Annotated in this window: 16 protein-coding genes; all 16 read left to right on the top strand. The window is 49.0% G+C overall.

Translation table 11 applies throughout. The annotated features are described in order from the left end of the window. Positions 1 to 167: 167 nt before the first annotated feature. A complete protein-coding gene (ribF, locus tag ACQUQM_RS17530) occupies positions 168 to 1109 on the top strand; it encodes a bifunctional riboflavin kinase/FAD synthetase (protein ID WP_432471165.1) in 942 nt (313 codons plus the stop codon). Between the two features lie 22 nt (positions 1110 to 1131). Then, the gene (gene ileS / locus ACQUQM_RS17525) at positions 1132 to 3948 is read left to right on the top strand and encodes an isoleucine--tRNA ligase (RefSeq protein ID WP_432471164.1); all 2817 of its coding nucleotides are present in this window, start codon (positions 1132 to 1134) and stop codon (positions 3946 to 3948) included. 55 nt (positions 3949 to 4003) lie between these two features. Continuing rightward, positions 4004 to 4507 (top strand): signal peptidase II, encoded by a 504-nt coding sequence (gene lspA / locus ACQUQM_RS17520; protein ID WP_432471163.1) that lies wholly within the window; start codon positions 4004 to 4006, stop codon positions 4505 to 4507. 30 nt (positions 4508 to 4537) lie between these two features. Beyond that, positions 4538 to 4975 (top strand): FKBP-type peptidyl-prolyl cis-trans isomerase, encoded by a 438-nt coding sequence (locus ACQUQM_RS17515; protein WP_432471162.1) that lies wholly within the window; start codon positions 4538 to 4540, stop codon positions 4973 to 4975. Positions 4976 to 5074: 99 nt separating this feature from the next. Next, positions 5075 to 5647 carry a type IV pilus modification protein PilV gene (gene pilV, locus ACQUQM_RS17510; protein WP_432471161.1) on the top strand — a complete coding sequence of 191 codons (573 nt, stop codon included), beginning with the start codon at positions 5075 to 5077 and terminating at the stop codon, positions 5645 to 5647. Positions 5648 to 5655: 8 nt separating this feature from the next. Beyond that, positions 5656 to 6378: a PilW family protein gene (locus tag ACQUQM_RS17505; RefSeq protein ID WP_432471160.1), complete on the top strand. Its 723-nt coding sequence runs from the start codon at positions 5656 to 5658 to the stop codon at positions 6376 to 6378. Between the two features lie 12 nt (positions 6379 to 6390). Next, positions 6391 to 6933, top strand: a complete 543-nt coding sequence (locus ACQUQM_RS17500) for a pilus assembly PilX family protein (RefSeq protein WP_432471159.1) — start codon at positions 6391 to 6393, stop codon at positions 6931 to 6933. Between the two features lie 22 nt (positions 6934 to 6955). Then, positions 6956 to 9973 (top strand): PilC/PilY family type IV pilus protein, encoded by a 3018-nt coding sequence (locus tag ACQUQM_RS17495; RefSeq protein WP_432471158.1) that lies wholly within the window; start codon positions 6956 to 6958, stop codon positions 9971 to 9973. 32 nt (positions 9974 to 10005) lie between these two features. After that, positions 10006 to 10458: a type IV pilin protein gene (locus ACQUQM_RS17490; protein ID WP_432471157.1), complete on the top strand. Its 453-nt coding sequence runs from the start codon at positions 10006 to 10008 to the stop codon at positions 10456 to 10458. 41 nt (positions 10459 to 10499) lie between these two features. Further along, complete coding sequence (locus tag ACQUQM_RS17485) at positions 10500 to 11036, top strand: GspH/FimT family pseudopilin (RefSeq protein ID WP_432471156.1); 537 nt, start codon at positions 10500 to 10502, stop codon at positions 11034 to 11036. A gap of 155 nt (positions 11037 to 11191) precedes the next feature. Beyond that, positions 11192 to 11842, top strand: a complete 651-nt coding sequence (locus ACQUQM_RS17480) for a GspH/FimT family pseudopilin (protein WP_432471155.1) — start codon at positions 11192 to 11194, stop codon at positions 11840 to 11842. A 263-nt stretch (positions 11843 to 12105) separates the two neighbouring features. After that, a complete protein-coding gene (locus ACQUQM_RS17475) occupies positions 12106 to 12543 on the top strand; it encodes a type IV pilin protein (protein WP_432471154.1) in 438 nt (145 codons plus the stop codon). Beyond that, positions 12491 to 13054: a GspH/FimT family pseudopilin gene (locus ACQUQM_RS17470; RefSeq protein WP_432471153.1), complete on the top strand. Its 564-nt coding sequence runs from the start codon at positions 12491 to 12493 to the stop codon at positions 13052 to 13054. Before ACQUQM_RS17475 ends, ACQUQM_RS17470 begins: the two co-directional genes overlap by 53 nt. A gap of 2 nt (positions 13055 to 13056) precedes the next feature. After that, on the top strand, positions 13057 to 13878 hold the full coding sequence (locus tag ACQUQM_RS17465; RefSeq protein ID WP_432471152.1) for a PilW family protein: 822 nt from the start codon (positions 13057 to 13059) through the stop codon (positions 13876 to 13878). Positions 13879 to 13882: 4 nt separating this feature from the next. After that, a complete protein-coding gene (locus ACQUQM_RS17460) occupies positions 13883 to 15001 on the top strand; it encodes a PilX N-terminal domain-containing pilus assembly protein (protein WP_432471151.1) in 1119 nt (372 codons plus the stop codon). 87 nt (positions 15002 to 15088) lie between these two features. Next, complete coding sequence (locus ACQUQM_RS17455; protein WP_432471150.1) at positions 15089 to 17185, top strand: type IV pilus modification PilV family protein; 2097 nt, start codon at positions 15089 to 15091, stop codon at positions 17183 to 17185. The last annotated feature ends 226 nt before the right edge of the window (positions 17186 to 17411 follow it).

Genomic DNA, 17411 nt, shown 5'->3' with positions numbered 1-17411 from the left:
GCCGATGTTCCAGGGACAACAACGGATTCGTCAGGTGCTTCTGGATGGCTGGTATTCTAAGGCCTCAAACGGATTCGACAGCCCATTCTAATAGGTGGTATTCCAAGGCTCGGTTCTGAGGTATAATTTCGCGCTAATTTTTGTTTGCTGATGATATACGGGACGCCATGGAATTAATTCGAGGATTGCACAATCTGCGTGACAAGCACAAAGGCTGTGTCGCGACGATAGGCAACTTTGATGGTGTCCATCTGGGGCACCAGCAGGTGCTGGCACAAGTGCTGCGAAAAGGTGCCGAGCTGGAGTTACCCACCGTCGTCATCATCTTTGAGCCGCAGCCTCGCGAATTCTTTGGCGGTGATAAAGCGCCGCCACGGCTGACCCGCTTTGATGAGAAAGTGCGTTTATTGCGCGAGCAGGGTGTAGACCGGGTGCTGTGCCTGACCTTTAATGAACGGCTGCGTTCCATGACCGCCGATGAATTTGTCCATGACCTGTTACTCAACGGGCTGGCGGTTCAGCATTTTGTGGTCGGTGATGATTTCCGCTTTGGCTGTGACCGCAGTGGCGATTACAACATGCTGCGCCAGAGTGGCGAACGTTACGGCTTCAGCGTGGTCAATACCGAAACCTATGATGTTATGGGTGAGCGCGTTAGTAGCAGCCGGATACGCAAAGCATTATTGAATAATGAGCTTGAGCTGGCCGGCCAGTTGCTGGGCAGGCCCTACCGGGTCAGTGGCCGGGTCATGTATGGCCAGCAACTGGGGCGCCAGCTTGGCGTGCCGACTGCGAATGTCCGGATGCACCGTTTTCCTTGTCCGTTAACCGGCGTTTACGCGGTGACTGTGACAGGCGCGGGCATCAGTGAGCAAGGTATATGTAATGTCGGCATGCGCCCGACAGTGAATGGTACCCAGCCGGTACTGGAAGCGCATTTGTTCGATTTTGAAGGCGATCTCTATGGTCAGCTGCTGAGCGTAGAGTTTAAGGCTTATATCCGCCCGGAACAGAAGTTCGAGGGCCTGGATAAACTAAAACAGCAGATTGAAACCGATATTAAACAGGTCAGGGATTACTTCCTGGCAGGCGCCGTTAAGGCCAAATAACAGATCCAGAAGCGAAACGATAATGACCGATTACAAACCGACACTGAACTTACCCAATACTAAGTTCCCGATGCGCGGCAATCTGGCTCAGAAAGAGCCTCAGATGCTGAAACAGTGGCAGAAAATGGATCTGTACCAGAAGATTCGTGAGATCAGCGCAGGTCGTGAAAAGTTTATTCTGCATGATGGCCCTCCATATGCGAACGGTGATATTCATATCGGTCATGCGGTAAACAAGATTCTCAAAGATATTATCGTTAAGTCACGTACCTTGGCTGGTTTTGACGCACCATACGTGCCGGGCTGGGACTGTCACGGCCTGCCGATCGAGCATAACGTAGAGAAGAAACATGGTAAGGCTGGCGTTAAGCTGTCTTTCTCTGACTTCCGTAAGAAGTGTCGTGAGTATGCTGCCAGGCAGGTTGCCGGACAGAAGAAAGATTTTATCCGTCTGGGTGTGCAGGGTGACTGGGAAAATCCATACCTGACCATGAACTTCGATACCGAAGCGAATATTATCCGCGCGCTGGGCCGTATCGCTGAAAACGGTCATCTGGTTAAAGGCTATAAGCCGGTGTACTGGAGTGTCGTTGGTGGTTCTGCGCTGGCCGAAGCCGAAGTCGAGTATCAGGATAAGTTCTCTTTGGCGATCGATGTGCGTTTTGCGCCGGTCGATGAGTCTGATTTCCTTAGTGCTTTTGATGGTGTTTCCGGCGACGGTGCTGCGTCAGTTGTGATCTGGACAACCACGCCATGGACTCTGCCGGCGAACCAGGCGGTTTCCCTGAATGCCGAGCTGGATTATGTGCTGGTACAGTGCGATACCGGTGCCGGTACCGAGCGTCTGTTGCTGGTCGAAGCATTGGTAGAAGATGCGATGCAACGCTATGGCGTTGAAGATTACAGCATTGTCGGCCGTTGTTCCGGTGCTGCACTGGAAAACAAAGCCCTGCATCATCCGTTTTACGATAAGCAGGTGCCGCTCATTCTTGGCGATCACGTTACTGTTGATGCCGGTACTGGTGCGGTACACACAGCCCCGGATCACGGTGTAGAAGATTTCACGGTTGGTCGTGCTTACGGTATCGGTACCCTTAATCTGGTTGCGGGTAACGGTGTCTTCACTGAAGCCGCGGGCGAGTTCGCCGGCGAGCATGTGTATAAGGTGGAAGATAAGATCGTTGCGGCGCTGGAAGCGAACAACCGTCTGATCCTGAAAAACAAGTTTAGCCACAGTTATCCACACTGCTGGCGTACCAAGACGCCACTGATCTACCGTGCGACGCCGCAGTGGTTTATCAGCATGGAAGAGAAAGGGCTGAAGAACGATGCCCTGGATGCTATCAAGCAGGTCGAGTGGTTCCCGGGCTGGGGCCAGAACCGTATCGAAGGTATGGTTGAACAGAGCCCTGACTGGTGTGTTTCCCGTCAGCGTACCTGGGGTGTGCCGATTGCGTTGTTCGTGCATAAGACTACCGGTGATCTGCACCCGCAAACCGCCGAACTTATTGAGCAGGTTGCTCTGAAGGTTGAGCAGTCCGGTATCGATGCCTGGTTTGATCTGCCGGCAGAAGAGTTGCTGGGTGACGAAGCCGATCAGTACGAAAAAGTACTGGATACGCTGGACGTCTGGTTTGATTCCGGAGTGACTCACTACTCTGTTCTGAAACAAACAGAAGGTCTGGAGTTCCCTGCGAATCTGTATCTGGAAGGTTCCGATCAACATCGTGGCTGGTTCCAGTCTTCCCTGAAGACCAGCATCGCGATCAACGGTTGTGCACCGTACAAGCAAGTGCTGACCCACGGCTTCACCGTTGATGGTGACGGCCGTAAGATGTCTAAGTCTGTGGGTAACGTGGTATCGCCACAGGAAGTGATGAATAAATACGGCGCCGACGTGCTGCGCCTGTGGGTCGCTGCAACTGATTTCAGTTCTGAGATGACCGTCTCTGATGAGATCCTCAAGCGGACCTCTGATGCCTACCGCCGAATCCGTAATACTGCGCGTTTCCTGCTGTCTAACCTGAATGGTTTTGATCCGGCTACCGATATGGTCGCGCCGGAAGACATGGTAGCGCTGGATCGTTGGGCGGTTGATCGTGCAGCATCTCTGCAGGATGAGCTGGAAGGTCACTACGATCAGTACCAGATGCTGCAGGTTTATCAGAAAATCTCCCATTTCTGTTCGCTGGATCTGGGTGGCTTCTATCTGGATATCATCAAAGATCGCCAGTACACCGCGAAAGAAGATTCCACTGCACGTCGATCGTGTCAGACTGCCTTGTTCCATATCATCGAAGCGCTGACTCGCTGGATCGCGCCGATCCTCAGCTTCACCGCGGATGAGATCTGGAAGGAACTGCCGGGTGAGCGGGCTGAATCGGTTCAGCTGTCTACCTGGTACACCGGCCTGAGCAAGATGGATGAGAGTGCTGAACTGGGTCGTGACTACTGGCAGCAGGTGCTGGAAGTTAAGACCGCCGTCAACAAAGAGCTGGAAAATCAGCGTAACGCCGGCAATATCGGGGGCAGCCTGGAAGCGGAAGTAACCTTGTACTGTTCCCCTGAGTTGCAAACTCAACTGGATAAACTGGCGGATGAGCTGCGTTTCGTGTTGATTACTTCGCAGGCTGCAGTGCGTCCGGCCAGCGAAGCGACCGATGCCGTTGCCACTGATCTGGCAGGGTTGTCTGTACAGATTGTTAAAACAGGGCAGGCCAAGTGTGGCCGTTGCTGGCACCACCGTGAAGACGTTGGCAGCACTGCTGAGCATGAAGAGCTGTGTAGCCGTTGCGTAGAAAACGTGGCTGGTGCCGGCGAACAGCGCGACTATGCTTAAAAGCGTTGAGCTTAAAAACTTTGTGCTTAAGAGCTTTGTGTATAAGGACGATTTGATGGCGCAGCAACGTAGCGCGTTAATCTGGCTATGGCTGGTGGTAGTAGTGGTCGTGCTGGATCTGGCCACTAAGTATCTGGCGGATACGATGCTGCCCTACGGCATCGCTCACCCGCAGCTGCCGGTATTTGATCTGACGCTGCTGTATAACAAGGGCGCAGCGTTCAGCTTCCTGTCTGAGGCAGGTGGCTGGCAGCGCTGGTTCTTTGCCATTATCGCCATTGTTATCAGTGGCGTGCTGCTGGTCTGGATGGCGCGCACGCCGGTGCAGCAGCGCTGGCTGGGATGCAGCCTGGCACTGGTGTTAGGCGGCGCGCTGGGCAATCTGTATGATCGGGTTGTGCATGGTTATGTAATTGACTATATATCTCTGCATTACGATCAATACTATTTTCCGGCGTTCAATCTGGCGGATACGGCGATCAGCATTGGTGCGGTGATGTTGATCATCGACATGTTATTTTTCTCTGAAACCGAGCAAAATTCTGACACAAGCGCTTAATCAGGCGCGTTTAGGTAAAGGTACTGAATAATGTCGCAACAGGTTATTGGCCCGGACTGTAAAGTCACCCTGCATTTTGCAATTAAGCTGGAAGATGGATCGCTGATCGATTCTAACTTTGATGCCGAGCCTGCGACCTTCGTGGTCGGTGATGGTCAGCTGCTGGAGGGCTTCGAAAGAACCCTGCTGGGGATGAGTGCCGGTGATGAGGCTATTGTCGATATCAGCCCGGAGCAAGGCTTTGGTATGACCAACCCAAACAATATTCAGCGCCTGCCACGTGCTCAGTTTAAGGATATGCAGCTTGAGCCTGGTCTGGTAATCTCTTTTGCCGATGCCGGCAACGGTGAGTTACCGGGCGTGATCAGTGACTTTGATGACAAGATGGTCAGTGTCGACTTCAATCACCCGTTGGCGGGTAAACACCTTAAGTTTGAAGTGAAGATTATCGAAGTAGACTGTGTCTGACGATTAAATTTCTTTAAAAAATACGTGCCACAGGGTTGGCAAAGCCGACCCGACCTGTTTAAAATGTAACCACTTTGAACAAGCAACAAGGATGTTGTTATGTGTAGCCAGGGATCGGGTACTACCTTTTCTTTGCCGATATTCTCATCGGCGCCTGTTCGGCAATCGTCTGCCGGACTAATTCAATGCAATTTCAATTCACCGCAACTTAGTTCACAGCAAACCTGTTTGTGTCGTCTCTCTGCGCCTGCAGTACAGCGCGGTATATCGCTGATCGAAGTGCTGGTCACGTTGGTACTGGTATCGATCAGTTTACTGGGCATGATGACGGTTCAGGCCAAATCATTACAGCTGAATAACCGGGCCTATGTGCACTCTCAGGCGGTCAGCCTGGCTTATGATATGGCGGAGCGAATCCGGATTAATAAGACTGCGGCTATTGCCGGTAAATATGAATTTACACGGAGCAAAAGCGATGACTCATCGGTAGGTACCGGAACTATTGCCGAACAGGATAAAGCCCAATGGCTCTTACAGCTGGCCAACGTACTGCCTGATGGTGCAGGTCAGGTCGTGAAAGACACAAATGATTTGGTCACTATTACGTTGTTCTGGACTGAAGATCGCAAGAATCCGGGCGGCAAAACGTTTGCCCTGAGGGTGCAGTTATGAAGCCCCTTATGAATATTGCTTTACATCGTCGGCAGAGCGGCTTCTCGCTGGTGGAGATGATGATTTCTACGGCTGTGGGCTTGCTGCTAATCAGTGGAGTGCTGTCTGCCTATGTCGCAAGTAGCAAAAGTTATCGTTTGCAGGAAGCTATGTCTCAGGTGCAGGAGACCGGGCGTTATATTTTAGAGCGTGTTCCTTATGACTTGCGCAATGCGGGGTTGGGTTTAAGTGCGGATGTTGCAGCAATACAGGGCTACGCTAATGCAGCGGCTGCGGAGACTGAGCTCAGCGATGGACCGTTACTGACTGATGACGACCGGATTGCTGGCGAGGTAGTTTATATCCCAGCTCATGATGGAGCGGAAGAGATTGCCTACTATGTGGCGACGGATACCGATGGGGTCTTGTCTTTATACCGATATGAGGCTGAGGAAGATAAAGAAATAAAACCTTTGGCGTTAGTGCAGGGGGTCGAAGAGATCGCTGTTGAATACGGCCTGGATAGCAGTGAAATTGCGGATCATCAGGTTGATGAGTTTAAGGCGGTTGCCGATGTCACCGATTGGACACAAGTAGTGGCTGTCCGGCTCAGCTTTCTGGTGGCCAGTCTGGAACGGGGGGTGTTAGATGAAAGGCAAACCCTGGCAGCGCCATTTACAGGTAGTAATCAGGATCGCCGTTTGTATCGTACCTACACCACCACCATCGGTTTGCGAAATCGCCTGTTATAACAGAAATGAGGTATGGATATGGAAATCCGTAATAAACCACCGCAAATGTTGTATGCAAGGCAAAAACAGGCCGGCGCAACGCTGATCGTCGCGCTGATTATCTTACTGGTAATGAGCATCTCCAGCGCATCGGCGCTGCAGAATATAACCCTGCAAGAGCGCATGGCTGCCAATATGCTGGATAAAACCATCGCCTTTCATGCCGCAGAGGATGCTCTGGTCGAAGCCGAAGAGTGGCTGCTGGACGGGACGCAAACCAGAGATGTAAAAAAATACCCCGATGATAACGCAGAGAATATAGCTGTAATTTATACCGTGAGCGGTACTGAAAACCTGAAACAAAAGCTGATGGGCAAGGCGGAAGGTGATCTGAAGAAATGGCAGCAATACGCCCTTTCTGCAGAGAAATACGGCGCTTCTGAAAACGAACTGATGAAAATACAAGTGCAGGTTACCATCGAAAAGACCGGCTCAAATGAGTATCGCATACTGTCGCGCAGCACCGGGCGTTCAGGCAATGCCGAAGTGATACTTGAATCAATCGTAAATAAGTAAAACACGAAACGGAGTTCGGGTGATGAAACTGAAAAACAGGCTCAATAACGTATTGCTGAGCAGCGTGTTGGTCATTATATCGCCGTTGATCTGCGCCAAAGGCTGGCAGGTCAACGATTATCCTTCGGTAGTTACCGGGTCGTCGATCTATATTGAACCGAATGTCATGCTGCTGTTGGATTCTTCCGGAAGTATGGCGGGTACTCTATCGGGCAGTGAAAAGAAAATAGAAGCCGCAAAAGGTGCGATTAAAAGTCTGGCTGATGATCCGGTATTAAGTCGTCAGGCTAGGTTAGGGCTGGCCAAACTGGGGTCTGCAGGCAGTAGTAAAGCAGGCGGGGAAATTTTAGTTGGCTGTAGTGCAGACTCTGCTGAAGGGATTAAAACAGCGGTTGATGGCATCAAGGCAACGGGGCAGACCCCGATAACAGAAGCTTATTATGAAATTACCCGCTATTTTCGCGGCCTGCATGGGCGTTACTATCGGCTGCGCGGGGAAGATGCCGAAGTCATGAATGCTGAAGGCATTAGCACTGGCTCCGAAAAAAATGCTGATGGGACCTATCCAACCTACTTATCGCCAATAGATCAGAAGTATGGCCAGTGCCAGGAAAATCATATTGTTGTTCTGACCGATGGTTCTCCTACCCGTGATGGATTTAAAGATGAAGGTGACTATGACGAGATATACCCCCATGGATCAAATGACGAGACAGATATCACTGCAGGTGAATTAACCGGCATGACAGATGACCAGTTAATCGGTGCTGAAACCCTGCCAGACTGGAATCTAAATGTGAATGATGAGGACGTGAGTAAGTACTATCTTGATGATATTGCGCTGTGGGCTAAAACCGGACTCGATCTGAGTGCCAGTCATGCCGAACAGCAGCCCCTGATCACCCACACAATATCCTATGGCCTGGATATAGCCCGCGCAAACGACATGCTGGAGCGGGCTGCAAAAGAGCACGTAAACCCTGAAACCGGCGCTGTTGTTCTTGATTCAGCCACTGAGTCAGCATTAAAGCATCCTTTAACAGGTCAGTACTTTAAAGCAGATACCAATGAACAGATGGTCAAAGCTTTCCGTGAGATCATTACGGGTATAGTTGGCGATCCTGCGGGTAAATCGAACCCAATAGGCCTTAGTGGTACTAGTGTCGGGGAAGGGTTTACCTCATTTAAAACGGCGTATATGAGTGGTGACTGGACCGGCTCCATCGTTGCCGAAACATGGATTGTTGATCAGAGTAGCACTAAATACGGGAACAAATCCGAGAAATGGAATACGTCGACGCAGGCTCGGTTGTCGCCCGGGGAGCGACAGATTATTACGAATATTGGTGATGAGGCCGTTCCATTTATTGCCGAAAATTTTAGCTCAAGTACTAATGCTTCTTCAATTTTAAGCAGTGATGTCGTGGACTTTTTTCGGGGGACAGATCTGTCTGGCTCCGGTGAATTCCGGGATTGGGGGCAGAGCGCCTTCGGCACCTTTATCAACTCAAAACCGGTGTACGTCGATTACAGTACAACGCAGCCTGATAAGCAACAGGCGATGATATTTGTTGGCGGCAATGATGGCATGCTGCACGGCTTTGATGCTGAAAACGGTAAGCAAACTTTTTCCTATATACCAGGATCGTTACTGGAAGGGTTGGCATCCATAACTGAGCCGGGTGCCAGGAAGCACCGTTACTTTGTCGATGGCTCGCCTTATGTGGCGGAGGTGGGTGATCGTAAGCTATTGGTAGGAGGCTTAAGTGGTGGCGGCCAATCCATCTATACATTGGATATTACCGAGCCGGATAAGTTAACTGAAGCGAATGCTGATCAGGTTTTTCTTGGGGAGTTTATGCACAAAAACCTTGGCTACACCTTCAGTCGCCCTCAGATTATGCAGTTTAATAATGATAAATGGTATCTGGTCTTTGGCGGTGGATACCCAGGGGCTGCAGATAGTGAGCTTAAAAAGCACCAAGTAGCTATCTATATAGTGCCTGTTGTCAACAATAAACCGAAATTTAAGAAAGTAAAAGTTGTGCTGTCATCACCGGATGAATCGATAAAAAGTCCCTCAAATCATGATAAGCCCAATGGCCTCTCGACGCTAACCGCATTTAATACTGATGGAAAAGCTGGCGTTGATGTCCTTTATGGGGGAGACCTGTATGGCAATACTTGGAAATTTAATGTAACGGGTGAAAAAGTTAAGGGGAAAGGAAAAAAGAAAGGTAAGCAAACGATTAAATTGAGTAGTTTTGATTCTGGGCGATTTACCCGGTTGTTTCGTGCCTGTGCCAGTTATGATGAAGATTCGGGCGAATGTGATCCGGCCACGTACCAACCCGTAACGTCAGATATTGCCGTAACAAAAGTGGATAACAAAGTAATGTTGCTGTTCGGTACCGGCAAAGACTTTGAAGTGGCTGATAATGCATCTAAAACGACGCAAAGTCTTTATGCTGTTTACGATGATGGCGTCTTTACTAATAAAGGCGACCTGTTTAAGCAGGAGATCTCTTCAGAAGCCGATGGCTATCGGTACTTTCAGGAAGAAAATAAAATTAAGTCATCGGACCCTGGTTGGTTTATCGATCTTAAGCTGACTGGCGGCGAGGCCGAAGGTGAACGTGTGCTTTATGCGCCCTATATAGGCCCTGAAAGTACGCTGGCCATATTTTCTACCCGGATCTACAGTCAGAAATCGGAAGAGAATGTCTGCGATGCCGGGGTATATGAAACACAAGGCTGGTATTATTTTATTGATCCCGCATCTGGTGGTATGCCGCAATGGCATGTGTTTGATACTAACGGTGACGGCAAGATTGATGATGACGATGTTTTGTCTGGAGGTATGAAGACCGGCGATGGGGGAGAGGCTGCGATCGCGCCACCTTGTGACCCCAACGATCCAACGTGCGAAGAGCAGGATAAATGTAAATCTATTGATATAAGAACTGGAAGGGTAACGCAGCTTTGCAACCCGAGACCTTCGGGCCGTCAAAGCTGGCAGCAGTTAATCCGTAACCAGTAACCACACAATAGGTAAAGGAATAGAGTTTGGATATGGATATCCGTAAAAAGCAGAAAGGTTTTTCTCTGATAGAGCTGATGATCGTGGTGGCGATCATCGGTATTCTCGTGGCTATCGCCTACCCCAGTTATGCCCGTTATGTTACGAGTAGCTGGCGCAGCACTGCGCAGATCTGCATGCTGGAAATAGCGCAGGAAATGGAGCAGCGATATACCGCAGATTTTGAGTACCGCTTGGAAGATTCTGATGACGACGGCTTAGACAATCTTGAGGAAGGGGGCTGCGCGGTCGATGATGGCATGGTGAATCGCTATCAGTTTCGTTTTAATCCGGCGTTGACTGGGGCCGGATCAGGCACATTTAATCTGGTTGCCAGGCCTCAGGCGGGCCAAGAGGGGGATAGCTGCCATACACTGACCATTGATGCCCAGGGAAAAAAAGGCGCACTTGATAAAGATGATAAGGCTCAACAAGACTGCTGGTGATAATTAGTCAGCTTTATTTGAATCCCAGGGAGGGGGTAAGAATGCGATACACCGGACAAACAAGAAACAAAGGATTTACATTAATCGAATTGATGGTCACCGTCGCCGTGATGGCGCTGTTACTTACCGTTGGCGCCCCGGCCATGGGCTCTTTTCTGCAGAATAGCCAGCTTGACTCTACAGTGGATCAGTTAAAAAACATCTACAGTTTTACTCGTCAGGAGGCAGTGCACCGGCAGCAGGTTGTCAGTCTCTGCGCGTTTGATACGCAGAATAATACTTGTGGAAACAGCTGGAATGATGGGGCGTTGGTATACATCGATCGGGATGGTGCTGCAGGATTTGGCGGAACTGATCTCCGCCTGCGTGAAGTTGAATTTACGGAAGGTGTCACTGTGGTGTGGACTGGCTCTGAGAATCGTCTGGATTTAGAAGCGGATGGTTCGACTGATGATGCCGCGCAGTTCACAATTTCAGTGCAAGGCATGGACGGGGGCATCGATATGGATATATCGCTTATTGGCCGTGCCAGAATTACTGAGTCCGAAGAAAAGAAGAGTAGCGAGCTAAGTTCTTAATGGCGCAACGTATAAACAGTCGTTCGCAACGATCACCGGAACCTTGATGTAATCATATACATCACTGATGAGTGACCTGTTTTTTATGCCGCCTGGCGAAGCCCTATTTCTCGACTAAAATATAGCCACTTTATCCTGACAACAAGGATGTTGTTATGTGTATTCAGGGATCGAATCTGGCTTTTCCTCCAGTGTTGTTTATTGCTCAGCGAAAGCAACAATACCTTCAAATTCTTTCTGCATTGTCGGCAGCGCCGAAGCAAGTTCATCGTAAGACGCTTCATGACAGAGGTTTTACTTTAGTTGAACTGATGGTTACGGTGGCTGTGATGGCCCTGCTGATCACTGTTGGCGCTCCTGCGTTAACCCATTTTCTGCTTCAGGCAGAGCAGGACAGTGCCCTGCATCAGATAAAAAACATCTACAGTTTTGCTCGTCAGGAGGCAGTGCATAGACAGGTCGATGTGAGTATATGCCCGGTTAGTGAGCCGCTGCCTGATCAGTGTGGCGAGAACTGGTCTTGCGGTATGCTGGTGTATATCGATCAGGATGGTAATAATAAATTTAATCTGGTTACGGATATTAAATTACGGGAGCTGTATTTTTCTGATGCAATTGCCGTAACCTGGGTTAGAAATAACACTGGATTTAACCTCAAGCCGGATGGTACTACCAACAGAAATGGTACATTCAGGGTGTATTTACAGGGGCTCAGCGTTAATAAAAATCTGGTTATCTCAAATGTCGGGCGGGCTCGTTTTGCTGAGGAAACCGACAGTAAACGGGATAGAGTATGGTGCAGGTAATCTCCAGCTAGTTAATCATGAGTGCCGCATGAATATTCAATAAAGCATCAGAGATTAATCTGACCTTGCTCAACCTCCCCACTTAAGGCAAACCTGATACTAGTTCAAGTGCTGGTAATAATAGGTTAGTCTTTGCAAGCTTCGTACAACTGTTTTAATTTCTATAACTGTTTTGGGTACACCTGTGTTGGTGACCTGAAAAGTGCTGTTTAAAATATAGTCAGTAGTGTGCAAAAGGATTTGCTTTATTAAGTTCACTTTTCATGGATTTGAATGAGCGAGTAGAGGTATTTCTTTTGCGTGCACAAGATCAGCAGGGATTCACACTTATTGAACTGATGATAGCGGTTGCGATCGTCGGTATTCTGACGGCAATAGCTTACCCTTCATATACAGAATATGTAAATAAGTCCCGCAGAACTGATGGTATGGCTGCGCTATTAAGTGCGCAGCTGGAGCAAGAAAAGTTCAGAGCTAATAACGTCAGTTATGCCTCTACTCTTGCATCTGCTGGAGTGGCTGCTAACTCTCCGGACGGATATTACACGATCGGTGTAGCAAGCTCAGGATCGAATACTTTCACAATGACAGCAGCGCCAGCCGGTGTTCAGAGTGGAGATCGCTGTGGGACTTTCGCTGTTGATGAAAATGGGCCCGATACTTCCGGAGGGTATGCTGATGCAGATTGTTGGCAGAGATAGGAAGTTGCTACCCAAACAGCAAGGCTTCACGGTTATAGAACTTATGATCGCCGTTGCCATTATCGGGATCTTAGTTGCTATTGCGGCGCCCAATATGTCTTCATACTGGCGTGAAGGGCGTTTGGTTTCGGCGACAGAAGCGATCTATTCTCAGATGCAATTAGCCCGGAGCATTGCATTAGCAAAAAATGAAGATGTGGATGTCCGCTTCCCGACGACAGGAACGGGCTGGTGTATGGGGGTGACAGAAAATAGTACTGCCAGTTGTACTTGTGGTAGCTGCTCTATAACAGGGATGCCGGATAAAGTCCTGACTAGTACCGATTATCCCAATACGTCGGTAGCTGTTTCCAGTGCGATAAGTACTTTTACGATGCCTCGGGGCGTTGTTACCGGAGCCGGTAACGTTGTCATAACGCTTGATTCGGGAGAGCAAAGCTCTATCAATCTTTCAATATTGGGTCGTGTTTCAATCTGTTCGTCAGACCTGAATCAGTATAAGGATTGTTGACCATGATGGATCGATTCTTATTGATACCAAGGAAAATTAAACAATCGGGACTAGGTCTAATTGAGCTTATGATCGCGATTGTCATAGGTATGATCGTTACCGCCGGGGTATTGCAGATTTTTGTATCGACCCTTGTTGGTAGCAGAGACCTGTTGGAGCAAGCCCGGCTTGAAACAGAGCTGACCAGTATTATGCATTTTATGACCAATGATATCCGGCGTGCGGGATACTGGGGCGATGAGGGTAAAGTGTCAGAATGGGGGAGTGCTGATCGAAATCCATTCATTACCGCGATCACAGGCGTCGAAGGTATAGCAACGGGGAATAAAACTTCAGAAACAGCAGATAGTTGTGTGCTGTATACATATAACCTGGATAACGATGGGGTTGATGACTCTGATTCAGATGATGCCAGGATTGGCTACTGTTCCAGTTGCGCTACGCCAACAGTCGCGCCTTTCAGCGATACCAATATATATGATTATGATGAAATGGAGATGTTTGGTTATCGGCTGGATACTGATCCGGATGGCAATAAATTTATAAGCATGCGTACCGGGGCTGTCGCCACTGATGCTGTATTTAGCTGTGATGCAGGTATCTGGGGGCCTTTATCCGACAGTGAAGTAATTTCGATTACCGATTTAAACTTTGATCTGGATGCTAATGCAATCGCCACGGTGACAGCAGATGATGGTTCTGTTTTGACTATAGAAAGTGTTGAAGTTGAAATAACGATGACCGGTGTTCTGGTTTCAGACAGCGCTTTACAGAAGACCATAACGACCACCGTCAGACTTGCCAATACCAGAGTGAGTGATTGATAAAATGGAAAGTTACTGCATTCGTTCAACGCATAAACAGCAGGGTATGGCCACCCTGCTGGTCGCAATCGTATTGTTGATCTCTATTACTCTGGTGGTGTTGGTGAGTTCGCAGTCTGTGGTTACTCAACAGCGTATTATTGCCAATGAGCAGCGTGCGACACAGTCTTTTGAAGCAGCATATGCCGGATTGGATTATGGCATGAGTTATTTTCAGGCCAATACCGCCGATGACAATGATGACGATGCTCTGGATTCCTTATTGGCAGGAAATGGCTGGACGTATTTTTCCGGAACTTCAGGCCCCTCTTACCGGGTGAAGTTTGTCGATGATGTTGATCCCGGCAATCTGAAAATCGTCAGCCTGGTTGCTGAAGGACGTAGTGATGATCAGTCCGCAATAAGTTCAATGGCGATGACGGTGTCTGGTACGCCGGCCCTGGCAGATGCGCCTGGGAATCCGGTGACTGCACGCGGATTTATCAATATGAGCGGCAGCGGTACGATTACCAATTTAGAAGGGGCTACGACGGTCTGGACTGGAGAGGTGATTGATTTTTCGGCGATGTCTACGAATACGATTGTAAAGCACCCTTCCGCTGCCGGCGGAATTGAATCCAGTAGCGCCAGTAATAAAGGGCCGGATGTTGTTGATAACGATGCGAATCTGTCAACGTTAAATGATACCCAGTATTTCCAGAATTTCTTTGGCCTGACTGAGGCTAATTATAAGGGGTCTGTGGCCGGTTTGGAGGTCGATCCGGATGTGACCAGTATGTCGACCCTGGATGGAGAGAACGGCAAAGTTATCTGGGTCGATGGTGATGCCTCTTTTACGGGAACTCCGGTAATTGGCACGGCAGATGAGCCGGTTGTTCTCATCATAGACGGCAATATGTCCGGTGCCGGTAACGTTACTGTAAACGGTCTGCTGTTTGTAACAGGTAATTTTACTGGTACCGGCAGCCTGGATGTTAATGGGGCTGTAGTCATCCGTGGAAATATGTCAGGTACCGGTAGTATGGATGCCTTTTTTGATAGTGATGTACTGGATAATCTGGGGGATGCGGGGCGCGGCGCTGGCGTGCCAGGCACCTGGACTGATTTTGATGTGACCTGGTGATCCCAGGGTTTTGCGCGGATTTAATTCGTCGATGTTACTTCATAAACGTAGTTGCTGTAACCGATATAGAAAATAGTGGAGCAGGTTATGAAAATTCAGACTCAACAGCGAGGCGTGGCTTTGCTGGAAGTGGTTATCGCTCTGTTTGTGGTGGGTTTTGGGCTGGTTGCAGTGGCGATGTTTAGCAATGGGCTTTTTTCTGAATCGGGCCAGGTGAAGTCGAAAACAGAGGCTCTGCAGCTGGCACAGCAGAAGATAGAAGAGCTTCGGGATGAGGCTGATACTGGAGGCCTGGGATCGCTAAACAACGATACTGATACCCTCTCTGGTACTAATGCAAACTACTCTCTTGCCTCGTCACTTACTTTTGTTCCCAATACCGTTGATCCTGAATATGCCAAGGTTCAGGTGGTTGTTAGCTGGGATGATAAGCAGGGCTCCCAGAGTGTCAGTCTGAACAGCTTTGTTTCTGCCATAGATGCAGATGCCCTGAGTGGTCTGATAGCAGGTAGCCTTCAGGGTGGGGGCCTTGCCGAGACGCCGGATGGCTCAGCAGAATATGGCAGTGGCGAAGTGATTGATACGACCGGGTTCGATGATGTGACAGCAACCCCCGCAATTGCCGGGGGGACCAAACTGTACAAGGATGGCGACGAATATATTCTTACCACCCATGATAGTAAGGAATTACTGACTAACCGTAGTGGGATGTTTTCCAGAGTGCTGGGCCGTGTATATATTGATGCGGCAATGTCAGTATCCGAATCTGATATTGAGATAGTGCCGTCAGATACCGGTGTCTGCCGTAAAACTCTGATACAAGTCCCTGATACCAGTCCGGCAGAATATGCAACTGAGCTGAATGAGGTGCATTATATCGATGGTGGCCTGGCCACGAATCCAGAGACTGATGGTACGCTGCTGTACAGTTATTTCTCATATACCTGTTATTTTGGCTCTGGCTGGTATGGCAATATAGGTGTATTGCGATCTGATAATCCCAACACAAATGACCGAAGCTGCGGTGGCGATCCGCTGAAAAGTGATGATGGAACTGATGCCAGTCGTCATCCTCAGCTGATGGCGACTCGTACCTACCGTGGTTTTACCCCACAGGTGGATTCAGATGATTTCGATAGTGATGGCGATCTTGAAGAACCTGCAATTGATGCCAATGGCAACAGGATCTATCTGTCTTCCGGTATGGTGGCCAGTGCGCTGTATGGTGATACCAGTGGCGCTTCCCAGGATACCTTTACTCATGATTTTCTGTTGACCAACATTACTGGAACTGTTGCTGATTCTGATTGTGAACCGAAGCTGGAGGGCTCCGACCATGAATCTGCCCTGGCGGGGGCGTCTGATCAGGAGTTCGAACTGAATAACGGTAGCTTTGTCTGTGTTCTGGATGATACAGGTGAAAGTAATTGCCCGGATGTTTTGCCAAGTGGCTTAGGCACACAGGTAACAGGCACTGAGTATGAAGTTCGTGGTGGTATGACAATGTCGGAAGACAGCGTCCTCTCAGCGGCAGAGATTGCTGCTATGAGTCTGGTTACCTCTCAGGGAGTCGCGTGCGACATCAACTACGATGACAGTGACGATTCAATAAGTTGGACGTGTCCGGTGTTTCTTGCCGGATCTCAGTGGAGCGGTAATCTCAAACTGTCGACCGAAGATACGAATGAAGACCCGGATATTACGACAGAAGTTAATATCTGTTCAGTGGATAGCTTTAACCTTATTCTTGATACTGCAGAAGCGGGTACTGCTGATGTAACGGGTGATCCTGCGTACTTTGATTCGAGTCTGGCGTTTGCAGTTGAGCCTCCGGGAACTAACTGCTCTGGGGATGGCGGTACGATACAGTATTATGTTGTCGGCACGGTTGAAAACAGTAACCGGACTGCAGCTGTTGATCTGAGTGGTGCAGAGGTTAAAGCTTATACTTCCGGGGATTCAGTGTCTGAATCCGCTACTTGTCGTAGCTCTCTGGGAACACTTACCGGGTATCGTGATGGGGGACATATCGCTGAATATGTCTGTCTGGTTGATTCCGGCTTCAATGGATATATAACCCTGGATAGTGTGCCAAACGGTGTTCGTGTTAAGAATGGTTACCCTGATTTTAGTCGTTCGCCGGTAATCTCTGATGAGAGTGGTCAGACTATTCAGGTTCAGTAGCGATAATTAGCAATTGATCTGTAGCACAAACTTTTATTAAAAACGCGCGGCCAGCGCGTTTTTAATTTACACTCCGTAATGCCTATTTTTACTTGTTTAGCTATAAGCTTATACATAATCGTTTTTCGCTGGTTTCTGTTGGGGGATAGAATCCACTAGGCATGGTGCCAGAAGATACACTTTATGCTGTATCTGTAGTCTTGGCATACTCAATGTTTTACATGCT

This window comes from Amphritea sp. HPY (assembly GCF_050870985.1).
GTDB lineage: Bacteria > Pseudomonadota > Gammaproteobacteria > Pseudomonadales > Balneatricaceae > Amphritea.
This window is presented reverse-complemented; position numbering and strand designations above follow the sequence as displayed.